The organism is Nocardia sp. CA-119907 (assembly GCF_050955995.1).
Taxonomy (GTDB): Bacteria; Actinomycetota; Actinomycetes; order Mycobacteriales; family Mycobacteriaceae; genus Nocardia.
The window spans coordinates 8,890,728-8,906,412 of the sequence record NZ_CP192091.1; the positions used below are offsets into that span (position 1 = coordinate 8,890,728).

13 protein-coding genes are annotated in these 15,685 nt (G+C 67.9%); 5 read left to right on the forward strand and 8 right to left on the reverse strand.

The window, feature by feature from the left end:
- The first annotated feature begins 21 nt into the window (after nt 1-21).
- The 4 genes from ACQP2D_RS39815 to ACQP2D_RS39830 are packed head-to-tail and all read left to right on the forward strand — an operon-like array spanning nt 22 to nt 3,778.
- Complete coding sequence (locus tag ACQP2D_RS39815) at nt 22-459, forward strand: DUF4267 domain-containing protein (RefSeq protein WP_433681045.1); 438 nt, start codon at nt 22-24, stop codon at nt 457-459.
- A gap of 7 nt (nt 460-466) precedes the next feature.
- Entirely contained in the window at nt 467-928 is a 462-nt protein-coding gene (locus ACQP2D_RS39820; RefSeq protein WP_433681046.1) for a DUF2871 domain-containing protein, read from the forward strand.
- Nucleotides 925-2,388 carry an amidase family protein gene (locus tag ACQP2D_RS39825; RefSeq protein WP_433681047.1) on the forward strand — a complete coding sequence of 488 codons (1,464 nt, stop codon included), beginning with the start codon at nt 925-927 and terminating at the stop codon, nt 2,386-2,388. Before ACQP2D_RS39820 ends, ACQP2D_RS39825 begins: the two co-directional genes overlap by 4 nt.
- A gap of 25 nt (nt 2,389-2,413) precedes the next feature.
- Nucleotides 2,414-3,778 carry an FAD-binding oxidoreductase gene (locus ACQP2D_RS39830; RefSeq protein WP_433681048.1) on the forward strand — a complete coding sequence of 455 codons (1,365 nt, stop codon included), beginning with the start codon at nt 2,414-2,416 and terminating at the stop codon, nt 3,776-3,778.
- A gap of 940 nt (nt 3,779-4,718) precedes the next feature.
- Here the strand turns inward: ACQP2D_RS39830 and ACQP2D_RS39835 are convergent.
- The 5 genes from ACQP2D_RS39835 to ACQP2D_RS39855 all read right to left on the reverse strand — a co-directional run bounded on the left by ACQP2D_RS39835 (nt 4,719) and on the right by ACQP2D_RS39855 (nt 8,092).
- Complete coding sequence (locus tag ACQP2D_RS39835) at nt 4,719-5,501, reverse strand: DUF899 domain-containing protein (RefSeq protein WP_433681049.1); 783 nt, start codon at nt 5,499-5,501, stop codon at nt 4,719-4,721.
- Between the two features lie 209 nt (nt 5,502-5,710).
- Nucleotides 5,711-6,931, reverse strand: coding sequence for a cytochrome P450 (locus ACQP2D_RS39840; RefSeq protein WP_433681050.1), 1,221 nt, complete (start codon nt 6,929-6,931; stop codon nt 5,711-5,713).
- A 20-nt stretch (nt 6,932-6,951) separates the two neighbouring features.
- Nucleotides 6,952-7,146: a ferredoxin gene (locus ACQP2D_RS39845; protein ID WP_433681051.1), complete on the reverse strand. Its 195-nt coding sequence runs from the start codon at nt 7,144-7,146 to the stop codon at nt 6,952-6,954.
- A gap of 3 nt (nt 7,147-7,149) precedes the next feature.
- Nucleotides 7,150-7,287 carry a hypothetical protein gene (locus tag ACQP2D_RS39850; RefSeq protein ID WP_433681052.1) on the reverse strand — a complete coding sequence of 46 codons (138 nt, stop codon included), beginning with the start codon at nt 7,285-7,287 and terminating at the stop codon, nt 7,150-7,152.
- Nucleotides 7,288-7,447: 160 nt separating this feature from the next.
- Nucleotides 7,448-8,092, reverse strand: a complete 645-nt coding sequence (locus ACQP2D_RS39855; RefSeq protein WP_433681053.1) for a hypothetical protein — start codon at nt 8,090-8,092, stop codon at nt 7,448-7,450.
- Nucleotides 8,093-8,407: 315 nt separating this feature from the next.
- Here ACQP2D_RS39855 and ACQP2D_RS39860 point away from each other — a divergent pair, with 315 nt between their 5' ends.
- Nucleotides 8,408-11,620, forward strand: coding sequence for a BTAD domain-containing putative transcriptional regulator (locus tag ACQP2D_RS39860; RefSeq protein ID WP_433681054.1), 3,213 nt, complete (start codon nt 8,408-8,410; stop codon nt 11,618-11,620).
- Here the strand turns inward: ACQP2D_RS39860 and ACQP2D_RS39865 are convergent.
- The 3 genes from ACQP2D_RS39865 to ACQP2D_RS39875 all read right to left on the reverse strand — a co-directional run bounded on the left by ACQP2D_RS39865 (nt 11,604) and on the right by ACQP2D_RS39875 (nt 15,650).
- The gene (locus tag ACQP2D_RS39865; protein WP_433681055.1) at nt 11,604-12,389 is read right to left on the reverse strand and encodes an ABC transporter permease; all 786 of its coding nucleotides are present in this window, start codon (nt 12,387-12,389) and stop codon (nt 11,604-11,606) included. The genes ACQP2D_RS39860 and ACQP2D_RS39865 overlap by 17 nt on opposite strands.
- The gene (locus tag ACQP2D_RS39870; RefSeq protein WP_433681056.1) at nt 12,386-13,330 is read right to left on the reverse strand and encodes an ATP-binding cassette domain-containing protein; all 945 of its coding nucleotides are present in this window, start codon (nt 13,328-13,330) and stop codon (nt 12,386-12,388) included. Before ACQP2D_RS39870 ends, ACQP2D_RS39865 begins: the two co-directional genes overlap by 4 nt.
- A gap of 106 nt (nt 13,331-13,436) precedes the next feature.
- Complete coding sequence (locus ACQP2D_RS39875; protein WP_433685906.1) at nt 13,437-15,650, reverse strand: hypothetical protein; 2,214 nt, start codon at nt 15,648-15,650, stop codon at nt 13,437-13,439.
- Nucleotides 15,651-15,685 lie beyond the last annotated feature (35 nt).

The following is a 15,685-nucleotide window of genomic DNA, read 5'->3' on the forward strand; positions in this document are numbered from 1 at the left end:
CCCACCGATCCAGGAGTGCTCATGTCCGTCCTCTCGAACACGGAATCAGTTGTTTCCGTGCGTGGTTCCCGCCGACTCGGCGAACGGCTCGGCACGGCCGGCGCCGTCCTGGGCGCCGGGTTCATCATGGCCGTCGGCGGCGGCTATCTGCTCGCCCCGCAGCGAATGGCCGCGGGGTTCGGCTTCACCGAGTGGCCGCACGTCGAGGCCGACGGCTTCCTGAACGTCAAAGGCGTCCGCGATGTGGTCACCGGCCTGATTCCGCTCGCCCTGCTCGCGGCCGGGCAGCGCCGTGCCCTCGGTGTCACCACCCTCACCCTCGCCCTCATCCCGACCGGCGACATGCTCACCATCCTGGGGCGCCGCGGCTCCACCGCCACCGCCCTGACGGTACATGGCTTCACCGCCGCCCTGGTGGCCGCCAGCGGCGCGCTGCTGCTGCGCCGTGAAGACCGGTGAGCGCCTGATGAACCCGATGAAGACGCTGTTCAATAGCGCTCACATCTATATGATCATCGGCCTGATCGCCGGGTTCTACTACCGCGAGATCACCAAGGTCGAACATTTCACCGGGCAGTCGCAGCTCGGTGTCGTGCACACCCACGTGCTGGCGCTGGGCATGCTGTTCTTCCTCATCGTGCTGGCCTTGGAGAAGCAGTTCACGCTCAGTGCCCGAAAAAGCCTGTACGCCTGGTTCTTCTGGCTGTACAACATCGGCCTGGCCATCACCGTCGCGGTCATGACGCTGCACGGCACCCTCACCGTGCTGGGCAAGAGCAGTAATGAGGCGATCGCGCTCGGCGCGGGTGTGGGCCACATCCTGCTGACCGTCGGGCTGATCCTCTTCTTCATCACCCTCGGCAAATCCATCGACGACAGCCGAACACCGCGCACCGCAGCGGTATTCGCCGAACAGGAGGCATCGTGAACACCGGCCAGGACAGCGCGCTGTGGACGCGGGACGCGGTCTCGCTCGCGGCGCTGATCGCCGAGGGGGCGGTAACCGCGGCCCAGGTCGTCGAGGCGCATCTCGAGCGCATCGAGCAGGTCGATTTCGAAATCGGCGCGCTCACCACAGTATTCGCCGAGACTGCGCGCGCGGAGGCGGCCGCAGCCGACCGCAGGGTGCCGACCGGGCCGCTGCACGGGGTTCCGGTCACCGTCAAGAACAACCTCGATGTCGCGGGCAGCCCGACCACCTGGGGCGTGGCGGCCTTCGGGCAGGCCGTCGCCGCAGCGGATGCACCCGCGGTGTCCGCACTGCGGCGAGCCGGGGCGATTGTCATCGGGCGAACGAACATGCCGGACTTCGCCACTCGCTGGCACACCGACAACGACGAGGCGGGTCCGACGGTGAATCCGTGGTACCCGACCCGCAGCCCGGGCGGTTCCAGCGGCGGTGACGCCGCCGCGGTAGCCGCGGGCATGACACCCCTCGGCCTGGGCACCGACTTCGGCGGTTCACTGCGGGTGCCCGCCGCGTTCTGTGGAGTCGCCTCCCTGCGCACCACGCCCGGGCGGGTGGCGGTGGCCTCGAGCCTGCCCGGAGCCGCACCCGCACCGACAAACCAATTGTTCGCGGCACCAGGGCCGTTGGCGCGCACCGTGCGCGATCTGACGATTGCCTTCGAGGTCCTCAGCGACAGCGCTGACGCGCGCGATCCCGGATGGATTCCGGTGCGTGACGCGACGGACACCGCCCTGCCCGCGGTCGCCGTCACGCTCGGTGACGATATCGATCCGCAGGTGCGGGCCGCGGTGCTCGGCTGCGCCGACGCCCTCGAACGCGCGGGATATCCGGTAGCCGAACTGGATCCGCCGCAATTGGGCGAGGTGGCGGCGGACTATGGCCGATTGGTCTCCACCGAGGTGGTGGTCCAGCGCCGCGAAGCCATGCGGCGAGTCGGCAGCGCCGGACTGAACACCTTCATAGACGCCGCGATCGACCTGTTCCCGCCGCTGGATCTGGCGGGCTACATGACCGCGCTGGGTGAGCGCCTCACCCGCCGCGCGGCCTGGTCCCGTTTCCTCGCGGAGCACCCGATCGTGCTCGGTCCGGTCTCGACCGAACTGCCGTGGCCGGTCGGCTACGACCTCGGCGGCACCGCACAGGTCGCGACCATGTACGCGGCGCACCGCCTCACGATCGCCGCCAACTATCTGGCCCTGCCCGCTGTCACGGTCCCCGCGGGCGTCTCGGTCGAGGGGCTTCCCATCGGGGTCCAGTTGATCACCGCCCCATTCGCCGAGGGCCGCGCGCTGACTGCCGCTGCTCATATCGAGACGGCCTTTCCGATGTCCACACCCATCTCCCCGGCAACCGACCCGACCACCCGGCGCCCTGCCCCGAGCCAGGCTCCGTCCAGTGGCGCGGGCACGACGCGGTGAATGTTTCGTAGCGAAGGGAATCCAGATGTCACACAACACATTGCGATCCGCCGTGCGCGGACGAGTACTGCTGCCGGGCGACGAAGAGTTCGATACGGCACGGATGCCGTGGAATCTGAATATCGACCAGCCGGTCGCGGCAGTCGTGCACGTCGAAGACGCGGACGATATGGCCGCCGTGGTCGGCTACGCGCGCGACGCGGGTCTGTCGGTGACCGCTCAGCCCAACGGCCACGGCGCTTCCGGTGATACCGCCGGCACCATCCTGGTGCGCACGCGCCGACTCGATCGGGTCGAGGTGGATCCGGCGCGGCGACGTGCCCGCGTTGGTGCGGGAACCAATTGGGGCCAGGTGCTGGCGGCGGCCGCCCCACACGGCTTGACCGGGCTGGCCGGAAGCTCCCCGGTGGTCAGCATTGTCGGCTATACCCTCGGTGGCGGATTGTCGTGGTTCGGCCGCAAATACGGTTGGGCGGCCGATAGCGTCCGGGCTTTCGACATCGTCGATGCCGACGGTCATCAGGCCCGCGTCACCGCGGAATCCGACCCGGAGCTGTTCTGGGCATTGCGCGGCGGCGGTGGGGATTTCGCACTGGTGACGGCAGTGGAGTTCGATCTGTTCGCGGCTCCGGCCTTGTTCGGTGGCCTGATCGCCTGGCCGGCCGAGCAGACCGAGGCGGTCCGTGATGCCTTCCAGGACATCACCGATCACGCACCGGCCGAGCTCACGGTCTGGCTCAATCGGCTGGAGCTGCCGCAGGCACCCCCGATGATCGCGATCGCCGCCACTTATCTGGGCGAACCGGCGCGCGGGCGGGAACTGCTGCGACGGCTGGACACGATCGACGGCATCCTCGCGGACACGCGTCGGGAATTGTCCTCGGCCGAGTTGGGCACCATCGTCAACGAGCCCACTGCCCCAGGCCCCGGACTGCTGCGAACCGAGCTGCTGACCGCATTGGACGACACCGCCGCCGAGATTCTGCTGCACGCACCGATCGATCCGCTGATGGGCATCCAGCTCCGGCAGCTGGGAGGTGCGCTCGCCGAGCCCACCCGCGGCGCGGTTCCGCCGTTCGCGGAGCCCTACGCACTGTATCTGCAGGCCACCGGCTCGGACCTCGACACCGTTGCCGCGGTACACGCCACTCAGAAGCGCATCATCGCCGATCTGGGCGCGCGCGTCAGCGGCCGCAAGCCGTACACCGTCCTGTCCCCCAGCGACAGTGTCGCAGAGGTTTTCGACACCGGCACCTTGGATCGGCTGCGAAAGCTCAAGCAGGCCCGCGACCCACACGGCGTATTCCGCGCCAACTTCCCGGTTCCCACTGAACCTTCGGTTTCGAGCCCGAGGTCGGACACCTCCGCAGCGCTGCCCCGCCGATCGTGATCGGCGGGGTTTGCCCCTTCGTCGAGGTCGTCGTCGAACAGGTCCGCGTAGACATCGAGATGTGGCGCTCGGCCTGTCGTGCCCGAGCATCCGCTGGACCCCGAGCAAATGAACTCCTGGTACAGCAATTGATCTCAGCAATCACTGCCCTACCAGGAGTTCACTCGAATCTCGAGCGCCACACACCCAAGACCGAAGTTCTCAGACGCTCACTCAGATGCACCAGACGACACTGCCGAGGGGGATACACCACGTAGCTGATCCGAATGATCCTCCCCCTTGGACCGGAGTGACGGAGGACGACGGAGGCGTCGCGGGTGTCGAATCGGCAGTGGCCGCGGGTGCAGCGAGGACGAGCAGGGGCGCGGCAATAACAGTCGCGGCTAGGGCTTTGACGATCTTGCTGGACATTTTGCTTCCTTACAACGAGCTTTTATGACGTCCGCGTAGTAAGGCCGCGCTGCCGAGCTACCGGACTGGGCTGCGAGTGCGTTATGTGCCGAATCGACTCTGCGACACGCGCTTCGCTCCTTGGTGAGGTACATGCGTCCCGACAGGAACGCGCATTCAAGCTGGCCGACAGCTGCAGCATCGACCTGACCGGACAAGACGTCATTTGGTACCGCGGAAGGCGTCAACAACAGCATACTGCTGGCTACCGGACGGTTCGGCCGGAGCGAGAAAATTTAGAAGATAACTATCCTATTAAGTGAGCGTCTGAGGACTGTGTCAGGTGCGGGCGAGTTCGCGTGAGATGACGGCGATCATGGCGATGTAGACGATGGCTTCGTGGTGGTCGGGCCGGGTTTCGAGTCGCGGACGCAGCATCGGGCCGCGACACGCCAATCCGGCACGCTCGAGGAGGCCGCGAGTTCTGCTGAACCGAAACACCGGCTCGGAGAAGCCGTTACGTCCGTCCAGTGCCGTCGACGAAGGCGCGTCAGTGGTGGTGGTCGTGTCGGCCGAGGGTCTGCACGGGGGTCGCGCCGGGGCGGGTCCACTGCGGCACCGGGCGGCTGGTCGGGTCCCAGGTGGCGTTCCCGTCCGCGTCAGAGCGCCAGTACCAGCACGCGCTGTGCCCCTCGGGCCAGCCCTCGGGGTTGTCCTCCCATGCCTCGCCGCGGCCGTAGGGCGTCAGGTCGAGTAGGCCGAAGGATCCGTTGGCCGGCTCGTTGCCACGGCCCGTCGTGGAGTAGGTGAGGAACACGCGGTCGCCGTCGCGCAGGAAGCAGGTGAGGTAGCCCATGCTGCCGCCGACCGGCTCGTCCAGCTCGCGCACCGAGTACCAGGGCTGGGTGTAGCCCATGAACTCGACATAGGAGGCCACCTCGTCCCACCGGCCCGTGGTCAGGATGGCGAACGAGACGCCGCGGGCGTTGAGGTAGACGGCGTCCTTCAGATGCCAGGCGGTGGTGGTGCAGCCCTCGCACTGCCCCTGGTGCGGCGCGCCGTCGTACCACATGTGCTTGTAGACCACGAGCTCGTCGTGGCCCTGGAACAGGTCCAGGAACGGAACCGGGCCGTCGGGGCCGACGACCTCGACCGTCCCGTCGAACTCCACCATCGGCAGCCGGCGCCGGGCCGCGGCGAGGGCGTCGCCCGCGCGGGTGTGGGCCTTCTCCCGGACCAGCAGTTCGTCGCGGGCGGTCTGCCAGGTGGCCAGGTCGACGACGGGCGGGCGGCCGGGCAGCGCGGTGGTCGGGTCGTTCGGCGTGGCTGTCATGGTGTCCTCCATGGTCTCGTGCCCGGCGGCGTCATACGACGGTCACCAGAACAGACTCCCGATCCGGCCAAAACTCATCGCGACATAGGACGTCCCCGCCCAGCCTGCACGGACCGCGTCGGCTGTGGGCCGGAAGATCAGAAAAGCCGCAGGGCCGGGAATCCGTCGGATCCCCGGCCCTGCGGCTTTTCCGGTTATCGGCCTGGGTATTACCGAGTCGGTTCCGTCCAGGTGACCGGCAGTTCGTGGACGCCGTAGATATTCATGTCGGTTCTGAGTTTCACCTCGTCGGCGGGGATGGCGAGCTCGAGGGTGGGGAATCGGCGCAGGAGTCCGGCGAAACCGGCGCGCATCTCGATGCGGGCCAGTTGCTGGCCGAGGCATTGGTGGACGCCGTGGCCGAAGGACGTGTGACCGCGGGCCTTGCGGTGGATGTCCAGGGTGTCGGGGTTGTCGAAGCGCTGGGGATCGTGGTTGGCGGCCAGCAGTGAGACAACGACGGTCGATCCCTTGGCGATCGTTTCACCGCCGAGTTCGATGTCCTCTGTGGCGTAGCGATAGAAGATGTCGGCGACGGACAGGTAGCGCATGAGTTCCTCGACGGCATCGGGCAGCAGATCCGGGTCGGCGCGCAGTTCGGCCAGCTGCTCCGGATGCTCCAAGAGCGCGAAGGTACCGAGTGCCAGCATGTTGGCGGTGGTCTCGTGGCCTGCGAGCAGCAGCAGGAAGGCGATGCCGACCAGCTCCTCGATGCTGAGGTCGTCATCGCGGGCCAGATCCGACAGTATGTCCTCGCCGGGTTCGGCGCGCTTGCCCGTGACCAGTCCGGCCAGATAGGTGGTCATCGCGCCGTACGCGGCCATCTTCTCCTCCAGCGACTGCTCCCTGACCAGGAACTTGGCCGAGTTGACCTGGAAGGTCTCCCGGTCCGCATAGGGCACACCGAGCAGTTCGCAGATCACCAGCGAGGGCACCGGCAGTGCGTACTCCTTGACCAGGTCGACCGGTGGGCTGAGGCGCGCCAGGTCCTCCAGCTGCCGCTCGACGATGTCGATAATGCGCTCTTCGAGCTGCTTCACGCGTCTGACGGTGAAGGCGCCGGTGAGCTTGCGCCGCAGCCGGGTGTGGTCGGGCGGGTCCATGGCGATGAACAAGCCCGGCACCTGCGGGGACGGCTCGGTAGCGACGGGCATGCCGGGGGTCTCGTACGGCACGTGGACAACGCCGATGTCCTGGCGGGAGCTGAACCGGGTGTCGGCCATCAGCTTGCGGACCGCTTCGTATCCGGTGACGAGCCAGCCCTCGTGACCATCGGGGAAGAGCATGGGACTGACCGGGCGGGCCGCACGCAACCGGGTGATCGCGGCGGGCGGGTCGAAGGGGCCCGCGTCGCGCTCCATGGGAAGGCCGTGCGGGATGGGGTGACTCATCGGTTTTCCTTTCGTAGCGGCTATCGGACGACGGTGATCGCGCCGGACGGGCACAGCTGGACGGCCTCGCGCACGGCCGACTCCCGCTCGGGCGCGGGTGTGGACGCCAACGCCACCACTCGGCCGTCCTCGATGTCCTGGTCGAACACTCCGGGGGCGGTCAATGCGCACATGCCGGCACTGATGCAGCGCTCGCGGTCAACCCTGATTTCCATTGGTTACCCCTCTTCCCGCACAACCGGGAGGGAGCGCGCGCCGTAGCCGAGCGCTTCGGTGCGCAGCTCGATGCCATCGGGGATCGCCTTGTCCCCGTATGCCTTTCGCGGCCCGCAGGCCGCAATTTCTGAACTGTTCACAGGAACACTGTCGCCAGCCCGGCTGATATCGACCTGACACCGAGCTGACACGGTGTTCGACCTGTTGGAGGTCCGATCTCGTTTCGGCTCTCCGCATTTCGCGTACCTGCCGAGCTCGGACCTCCCCGGTCGCCTACTCACCATGACGGATCCGGGTGCGTCAGACGGCGGTGGCGTGGCGGATGATGATGTTGCCGTAGGAGTTCCGCGCGTAGACCTGCACGATGTCATCGATGTCCCGCGAGCGACCGGCCGGTTCCATCAAGTTCTGCACGGTGCCGCTCAGGGCGTTGGTCTCCAGCCGCGCCGCGCTGCCCGGGTGGATACCCACCTCCAGTTCGCCCTTGGAGGTCTCCAGCCGCAGCACACCGCGCGAGGCTTCGCCGATACGGATGTCGCCCATGGCGACTTTCGCGGTCACCGCACCGCGCGTGCGATCGAGGACGATGTCGCCGGCGGAGACCTCCAGGTCGCAGTCGCCGAGTTCGCCGGTGCTCAGCACGCGGCCGACACCGGCGGTGGCCTTCAGGCGGGACCCGGTGGGCACCTCGATGGTCACCTCGATCGACGGGTTGCCGCCGAACGGGGTGTAGGTCCGCCAGTCCTTCGGCGTCTGCACGGTCAAGGTGCCGCCTGCGAAATCGACCCGGGTGTTCTCGGCGGCGCGAACGTCGCCCTTCTTGGACGCATCGGCCGGACGGACCTCGACGACGGTGTCGGTACGGTCGGAGGCGATCACGGTGACGTTGCCGGAGAGCACCTCGACGGCGACGGCGATCGGTTCCAGGGTCTCGAATGCGGGCATGGCTGGCTCCTTCAGTGGGTGAATCGGTTGGTGTGTGAACCGGGGGGCATTGCGTGGCCCGGAAGCCGCACTCGCTGTGCTGTTCACATGGATTACTTTCGCCAGCCCGGCTGATATCGAGCTGACGCCGACCTGACACGGCGTCCGACACGGCGTTTTCCCTGGTCACAGCGGATAAAAGTGGCAAACGGGCGGGTATTGAACCGCTTGCCCGGCAACTTGTTTCGCCTGGGACCCCGCGTCGCCCCCGGAGCGGTTCTCCGCCGTGGGGCGGGCGACCCGGTGACCGCCGATCATCCACGGCAGAATGGTCCGGTGCAGATCGGGGTACTAGGACCGCTGGAGATCCGAGTGGATGACGGCGGATTGATCGAGATATCTGGTTCTCGGCTGCGGGCGCTGCTGATCGCCCTCGCGCTCGAACCCGGTCGCGCGGTCCCGAAAACGCAGCTGGTCGACTGGATTTGGGGTGAGCAGCCGCCCTCCGACGCGGCGAATGCCTTGCAGGCGCTGGTCTCGCGGCTGCGCCGGGCGCTGCCGGACGGGTCGCTCGACGTGCAGGCCGGTGGATACCGGCTGGCGGTGCAACCCCGGGCTGTCGACGCCGTGCGCTTCGAACAGCTTCTCGACCAGGCCCGCGGCGGTACGGACCTGCAACGGGCCCCGCTATTGCGCGAGGCACTCGAATTGTGGCGCGGTGCGCCCATGCAGGACGTCGACGTGCGGGAAAGCGCGGCCGTCGACGCGGTGGTCACCCGGTTCGAGGGGCTGCACCTCGCCGCCCTGGAGGACCGATACGAAGCGGAGGTCCGCCTCGGCCGGGGTCCGGAGCTGGTCACCGAGCTGACCGAGGAGGTGGCCCGGAATCCGTTGCGGGAACGGCTCGTCGCCGCGCTGATGCGGGCACTGGCCGCCGCGGGTCGCGGTGCCGAGGCACTGACCGTGTATCAGCGGGCCCGCGAAGCCCTCGCCGACGAGCTGGGCGTGGATCCCGCACCGGAGCTCTCCGCACTGCATGTCGCGCTGCTGCGCGGCGAAGTGGGAGCGCGGGAGGAAGACCGCAAGACGAACCTGCGAGCCGAACTGACCAGCTTCGTCGGCAAGTACCCCGATATCGCCGCGGTGCGCGAACTCATTGCGGGACATCGCCTCACGACCTTGACCGGGCCCGGCGGCTCTGGCAAAACCAGGTTGGCGCTGGAAACCGCGCGGACCCTGCTCGACGACTTACCGGACGGGGCCTGGCTGGTGGAGTTGGCGTCCGTCGGCACCAGCGGTGACAAGGGGAGCGGGCCCGAAGGGCAGGGGGACGGGAAAAACCTGGCGCAATCGGCGCTCGCCGCGCTCGGGCTCCGGGACGCGCTGCTCGGCGGCGCACCCAACGCGGAACCGATGGAGCGGCTCATCGCGGCGATCCGCGAGCGCGAAACGCTGTTGATCCTGGACAACTGTGAGCACGTGATCGACGCCGCGGCGGCGTTCGCCCACCGGCTGCTCGGGGAATGTCAGCGGCTGCGGATCCTGGCGACGAGCAGGGAACCGCTCGGCATCACGGGGGAAGCGATATGGCAGGTCCAGCCGCTGGTGTCGCCCGCCGAGAACGCGGATCCCGCGGAGATCGCGTCCTCCCCTGCCGTACAGCTGTTGCGGGACCGGGCCGGTGCGGTGCGCCAGGATCTCGCGGCCGATGCCCACACCCTGGCCACCATGGCGCGCCTGTGCCGGGCGCTCGACGGGATACCGCTGGCGATCGAGCTGGCGGCGGCCAGATTACGCACCATGTCCCTCGATCAGCTCGCCAACCGCCTCGACGATCGGTTCCGCCTGCTGACCGGCGGCAGCCGCACCGCGATACCGCAGCATCGGACGCTGCGCGCGGTGGTCGACTGGAGCTGGGAACTGCTCACCGACGCCGAACGGATGGTCCTGCGCAGGCTCGCGGTGTTCTCCGGCGGCGCGAGTCTGGATGCGGCCGAACAGGTTTGTGCGGGCACAGGGGGTGGGCCCGAAGGGCAGGGGGGCGGGAACACCGCGGTCGAGCACTGGGAGGTGCTGGAGCTGCTGACCGCGCTGACCGAGAAATCGCTGCTGCTGATCGCGGCGGACGACGGGCCGCGCTATCGGATGCTCGACACGATCAAGCAGTACGCCCGCGACCGGCTCGTGGAGGCGGAGGAAGCGGATTCGGCGCGCCGAGCCCATCTCGCCTACTTCACCGGACTCGCCGCGACCGCGGAGCCGTATCTGCGCCGCGCCGAGCAACTGGAGTGGCTCGCCACGCTCGAGGCCGAGCACGACAACATCGCGGCGGCGATGCGCGGCGCGCTCGCGGCCGATGACGCCGCGGAGGCGCTGCGGCTCGCGGCGGCCGCCGGCTGGTACTGGTGGCTGGGCGGGCACAAGGCCGAGGGCACGGATTTCGTCATCGCGGCCGCCGACCTGCCCGGTGAGGTGGACGACGAGACCCGAGCCACGGTGTACGGGATGGCCGTGCACTTCCTGAGCTCCGGGCGCAATGACGAAAACCAGCTGGCGGAATGGATCCACAAGGCGTACCGGTTCAGCGGCGAGACCGAGGGCCGCCATCCGACGTTGAGTTTCGTTGTCGCACTGGAACGTCTGCTGCACGGGCCGGAAGAGTACCTGCCCGCGTTCGAAGCACTGCTCACCAATGAGGATCCCTGGGTGCGGGCACTGGCGCGGCTGCAGCTGGGCAAGATGCGAATCGTGCTCGGCCAGAACACGCGGGAGGCGGAGGAGTTTCTGCAGACGGCGCTCGCCGAGTTCCGGGCACTCGGTGAGCGCTGGGGGATTTCGTTCGCGCTGACCGAACTGGCGGATCGAATGGCCATGCGCGGCGAATTCGCCGGTGCGTGTGAGCTTTTCGAGCAGGCGATCGCCGTGGTCACCGAGGTCGGCGCGATCGAGGATGTGGTCCGGATGCGGGCGCGGCAGGCTCAGTTGTATTGGCTGCTGGGCGATCCGGAGGCGAGCGCGGCCGCCGTGGCCGAGGCGCAGCGCTGCGCGGATCAGGCCGCCTGGCCGAATGCGCTGGCCGAGTTGGCCCTGGCGAAGGCGGAGCTGGCCCGTTGGAGCGGCGACACCGAGCAGGCATACCGGCAGATCGACGTCGCGACGACCATGCTGGGCAAAGACGCGGAGCAGCCGCACAACAGCGCGATGATCCATGAACTGCGCGGTTTCCTGGCGCAGGATCTCGACGAAGCCCGTGCCCACCACACCGCGGCGTACCGGGCGGCATCCGAAGCCGGGCATGCTCTCCTCATCGCCCATGTGCTCGTGGGTATCGCGGATCTGGCGCTGCGTGCGGACCAGAACGAGCAGGCCGTGCGGCTGCTCGCGGCGAGTGCGGGAGTGCGCGGGCTGTCGGATCGTTCGCTGCCCGATGTGGCCCGGATCGAGCAGACAGCACAACGTCGCCTCGGTGAAACGGAGTTCACCGAGGCGACGAAGGAGGGGTCGCAGGGAAGCTGGCAGGAACTGGTCGCTTCTACACTCGCTTGTTGAAAGTGGCACGGGACCACAGGAATCCGACGATGGCGAACCCGGCGCACCAGGCCAGCGCCGCGGCGGTGTAGCCGCCCGACGGGTGGCCGGTGAGGAATCCGCGCAGGGCTTCGATGATCGGCGTGAAGGGCTGGTACTCCGCGAACTGCCGGATGCCCTGGCCCATCTGGTCGGCCGGGACGATCGCGCTGCTCAGGAAGGGCAGCATGATCAGCGGCACCACGCTCATGCCCGCGGATTCCGGCGTCTTGGCCGCCATGCCCAGCGCGACCGTGAGCCAGGACGCCGCGAACGAGGTCGCCACCATGACGCCGATCGCGCCGAGCCAGTCCACGGCGGTCGCGTCCGGCCGGAAGCCGAGTGCGAAGGCCACGCCGATGACCGCCGCGATGGCGACCAGGTTGGTCAGCATGGTGGCCACGACGTGGCCGATCAGAACGGCGCTGCGGGAGACGGACATGACCTTGAAGCGGTTGATGATGCCCTTGGCCATATCAGAGCTCACCGAGACCGCGGTGCCCGACAGTCCATAGCTGATGGCGAGCAGGATCATGCCCGGCGTCGAGTAGTTGATGTACTTCTCGCCGACATTGAACGCGTTGCCGAAGACGTACACGAAGATCAGCATCATGACGACCGGCATCAGCGCGGCGTTGAAGATGGTGACCGGGGTCCGGGCGATGTGCTTGAAGTTGCGGCGCAGCATGGTCGACGAATCGGCCAGCGCCGCGGAGAAGGTGCTGGTGCCGGATGCGGTGATGGTGCTCATTGTTCGACAGCCTCCGTGGTGGGGCGCCCGGTCAGGGCGAAGAAAACGTCATCGAGATCAGGGGTGTGGATGGCGACTTCGTCGGCCTCGATCGAGTGCGCGGCGAGCCGGTCCAGCAGGGCGCGCAGGGATTTGGAACCGCCGTCGCTCGGAACCTGCAAGGCCAACGCCTCGTCGTCGCGGGTGGAGCCGGGCAGGATCTGCTCGGCCGTGCCCAGATCCGCCGCGTCGGTGAACCGGAGCCGGACGTGGCTGCCGGGCACCCGGCGCTTGAGTTCGTCGGGCGTGCCCTCGGCGACGATGCGTCCCCCGTCGAGCACCGCGACCCGATCCGCCAGCTGATCGGCCTCCTCCAGGTACTGGGTGGTGAGGAAGATCGTCACGCCGTCACCGGTCAACTCCCGCACGATTTCCCACATGGTGCGACGGCTGCGCGGATCCAGTCCCGTGGTCGGCTCGTCCAGGAAGACGATGTCCGGCTTGGTGACCAGCGTCATCGCCAGGTCCAGCTTCCGGCGCATGCCTCCGGAGTAGGTCGAGGCCAACTTGCGCGCCGACCCCTCCAGATCGAACCGTGCCAGCAGCCCGCCGACCACCTGCTTGCGCTGGGCGCCCCGAATGCGGTGCAGATCCGCCATCAGTTGCAGGTTCTCCTCACCGGTCAGCAGATCGTCCACCGCGGCGAACTGACCGGTGACCCCGATCACCTTGCGCACCGCTTCGGGCTCGGCCGTGATGTCGTGCCCGGCGATGTGCGCCGTGCCGCCGTCGGCGTGCTGCAGGGTGGTCAGCACGTTCACCGTCGTCGTCTTGCCCGCCCCGTTCGGACCGAGCAGGGAGAAGATCGTGCCTGCACCGATATTCAGATCGATGCCGTCGAGGATCGTCTTGTCCCCGTATGCCTTCCGCAGCCCGGAGGCCGCGATTGCTGCGTTGTTCATGTGCACACAGTCGCCAGCCCGGCTGATACCGACCTGATACCGACCTGACACGCCGACTGACACGGTGTTCGGCCTGGTCACAGCGGACAAGCCGTGGCGAGGGGTGCTATTCGGGTGACTGCTGTCCGGCCGCGATGATGTCCGCCAACTCGCGGTCGGTCGCACTGAGCTCGGGGTCCGCCTCGTCTTTGCGCCTGGCGCGGATATACAGCCAGTGCAGCAGCCCCGTACCGATCACTCCGGCGGCCAGGGCGGCCAGACCGATCTTCCAACCGGGCGGGCGCCAGGTCAGCTCCAAGTCGGCGTCGCGGGTGCCCGCGGGGATATCCACGGCGACAAAGGATTTGGCCACGGTCGTGAACGAGATCGGTTTGCCGTCGAGGGTGACCCGGTAGCCGGGCCAGCCCAGTCGGGCGAAGACCACGCGGCCGCCGGTGTCGGAGGAGACTCGCACACGGCTGGTGGTGTTGGTCTCCGATACCGACGTGGCAGTGACGTTTCGGGCGTCGGCGACGCGGCCGTTCACCGCGGAGACCGGACCGTTGACCCGCTCCAGCACGGCGATGTAGCGCTCGTGGCCCGGGTAGTCGACCCACTGCCAGCCCTCAGGGGCGGGCTGGTTGCGGGCGTCGGGAAACAGGGCCTTCTGCAATACGACTCGGTCGATGAGCATCAGATCGACCAGCGGGCGGCCGGTGCTGTGCTCGGGTGCGAACACGCGGCGGTAGGCGTCGGGGCAGACGCTGGAATCCCAGCGCATGCACAGCATTTCGCCGAAGTAGTAATGGCCGGTCGGGGTGTATCCGTTGACGTAGTTCAGTTCCATATCCTCGGCGTAGTTGCCGAAAACCAGTGAACCGTACGCGCCGTCGAGACTCTTGTCGCTCGGCTGCAGCAGACCGCGCTCGCCGAGTTGCAGGGTGGTGCCGGTGAAGTCAGGGAACGCCGCTCGTGCCTCGGCCCGGTTCGCGGGCAGATTCCACGGCATGGGCGTCGGCTGGGCGGCATTGACCTGGTAGTAGGCGATCGGGAACATCGCGACGATGGTCAGCGCCACGGCCGCGGCGGTGCCCCGGCGCCGGCCCAGCCACACCACGCCCGCGCCCACCGCGGCGATCACCAGCGCCGCCGTGATGTGCCGGAGCACGTTGTGCGGGTCGGCGGAGAACGACCGCACCCACAGCGCCAGGATCAGCACCCCGGCGGCGATGCCGCGGTGGCGCCAATTCCGAACGGTGCCGTAGCGGCCGAGCAGCACACCCACCAGCACGAGCAGGCCGATCGCCAGCATCGGCAGCACGCGGACCGGCCAGCGCAGCGGTCCGATCGTGCCGGGGCCCGCGGTCCACATCAGCATGATGAGCGTGAACAGCGCGACCGCGGACAGTTCCTGCCAAGCCTCCCGCGCCCGGCCCCAATCAATGAAGGCGAGTGCTGGGATCAGGAACCAGGCGACGTAGGTGAGCGGCATCGGCTGGATGTAGCCCCACCAGGACGTGAAGGCGGGCAGTGTGCTCGGCAGGCTGGCATTCAGCGATTCCGACCAGGGCACAGTGAGGAACTGGTCGTTGATAATGCTGGAGACGCCGCGCCAGGTCACCTTCGCCGCCAGCATGCTCGGCAGGAACGTGAGCAGTCCGGCGAGCCCGGCACAGGCGGCCGCGAACGCGAGGCGCAGCACCGGTTTCCACGCGCGGCGGTACACGATCTCCCCGACGGCTACCGCGAGCAGCATCAGCGCCGCTTCCACGGCCGGGAAGATGTACTGCGTCGAAATGGTCAGGTACAGATACCCGAACACCGGAACGGGACCGGCCTTGCCACGGGTGTAGCGCACCGACGCCGCCCAGGCGTGCACCAGCCAAGCTGTGCCGGTGAGGGCGGTCATCCAGCTGGCCTCGTCGAAGAACAGGAAGAAACCCGACAGCGGGAACGCGATGCCCGCCGCTGCCGACCAGGCCGGGCGGCCACCGTAGGCCAGGCAGATCCGGTACACACCGAGGGCGGCGATGATCGAGAAGATCAGTTTGACGATCGTCGCGTACAGCGCCAGATTGTCGACCGACGGCGCGATCAGGTCGATCAACAGCTGTGGCGGATTGAACAGGCCCGCATCGTCGATGGTGTTGTTGCCCGACATCCACCGATCCGGCCACAGCACCGGGAACTGCCCGTTGCGCAGCGCCCGTCCCAGCGCCACCCACAGGCCGGTGTACTGGGATTCGGTGTCGTCGGTATAGAAGTGACGGACGTTGGCCAGCAGGACCGCGGTGTATCCGGCGATGACCCCGATCGCCGTGACCGCCGCCCACCGAGAGATATCTCGCCGAGTGGGCTCGGAAGTGGAATTCTGCG

Bases quoted from the DNA above. Each gene is read 5' to 3' on its own strand.
- ACQP2D_RS39815 (WP_433681045.1), top strand. From the start codon at position 22: ATGTCCGTCCTCTCGAACACGGAATCAGTTGTTTCCGTGCGTGGTTCC.
- ACQP2D_RS39820 (WP_433681046.1), top strand. From the start codon at position 467: ATGAACCCGATGAAGACGCTGTTCAATAGCGCTCACATCTATATGATC.
- ACQP2D_RS39830 (WP_433681048.1), top strand. From the start codon at position 2,414: ATGTCACACAACACATTGCGATCCGCCGTGCGCGGACGAGTACTGCTG.
- ACQP2D_RS39835 (WP_433681049.1), bottom strand. From the start codon at position 5,501: ATGACAGCCACGCCGAACGACCCGACCACCGCGCTGCCCGGCCGCCCG.
- ACQP2D_RS39840 (WP_433681050.1), bottom strand. From the start codon at position 6,931: ATGAGTCACCCCATCCCGCACGGCCTTCCCATGGAGCGCGACGCGGGC.
- ACQP2D_RS39845 (WP_433681051.1), bottom strand. From the start codon at position 7,146: ATGGAAATCAGGGTTGACCGCGAGCGCTGCATCAGTGCCGGCATGTGC.
- ACQP2D_RS39855 (WP_433681053.1), bottom strand. From the start codon at position 8,092: ATGCCCGCATTCGAGACCCTGGAACCGATCGCCGTCGCCGTCGAGGTG.
- ACQP2D_RS39865 (WP_433681055.1), bottom strand. From the start codon at position 12,389: ATGAGCACCATCACCGCATCCGGCACCAGCACCTTCTCCGCGGCGCTG.
- ACQP2D_RS39870 (WP_433681056.1), bottom strand. From the start codon at position 13,330: ATGAACAACGCAGCAATCGCGGCCTCCGGGCTGCGGAAGGCATACGGG.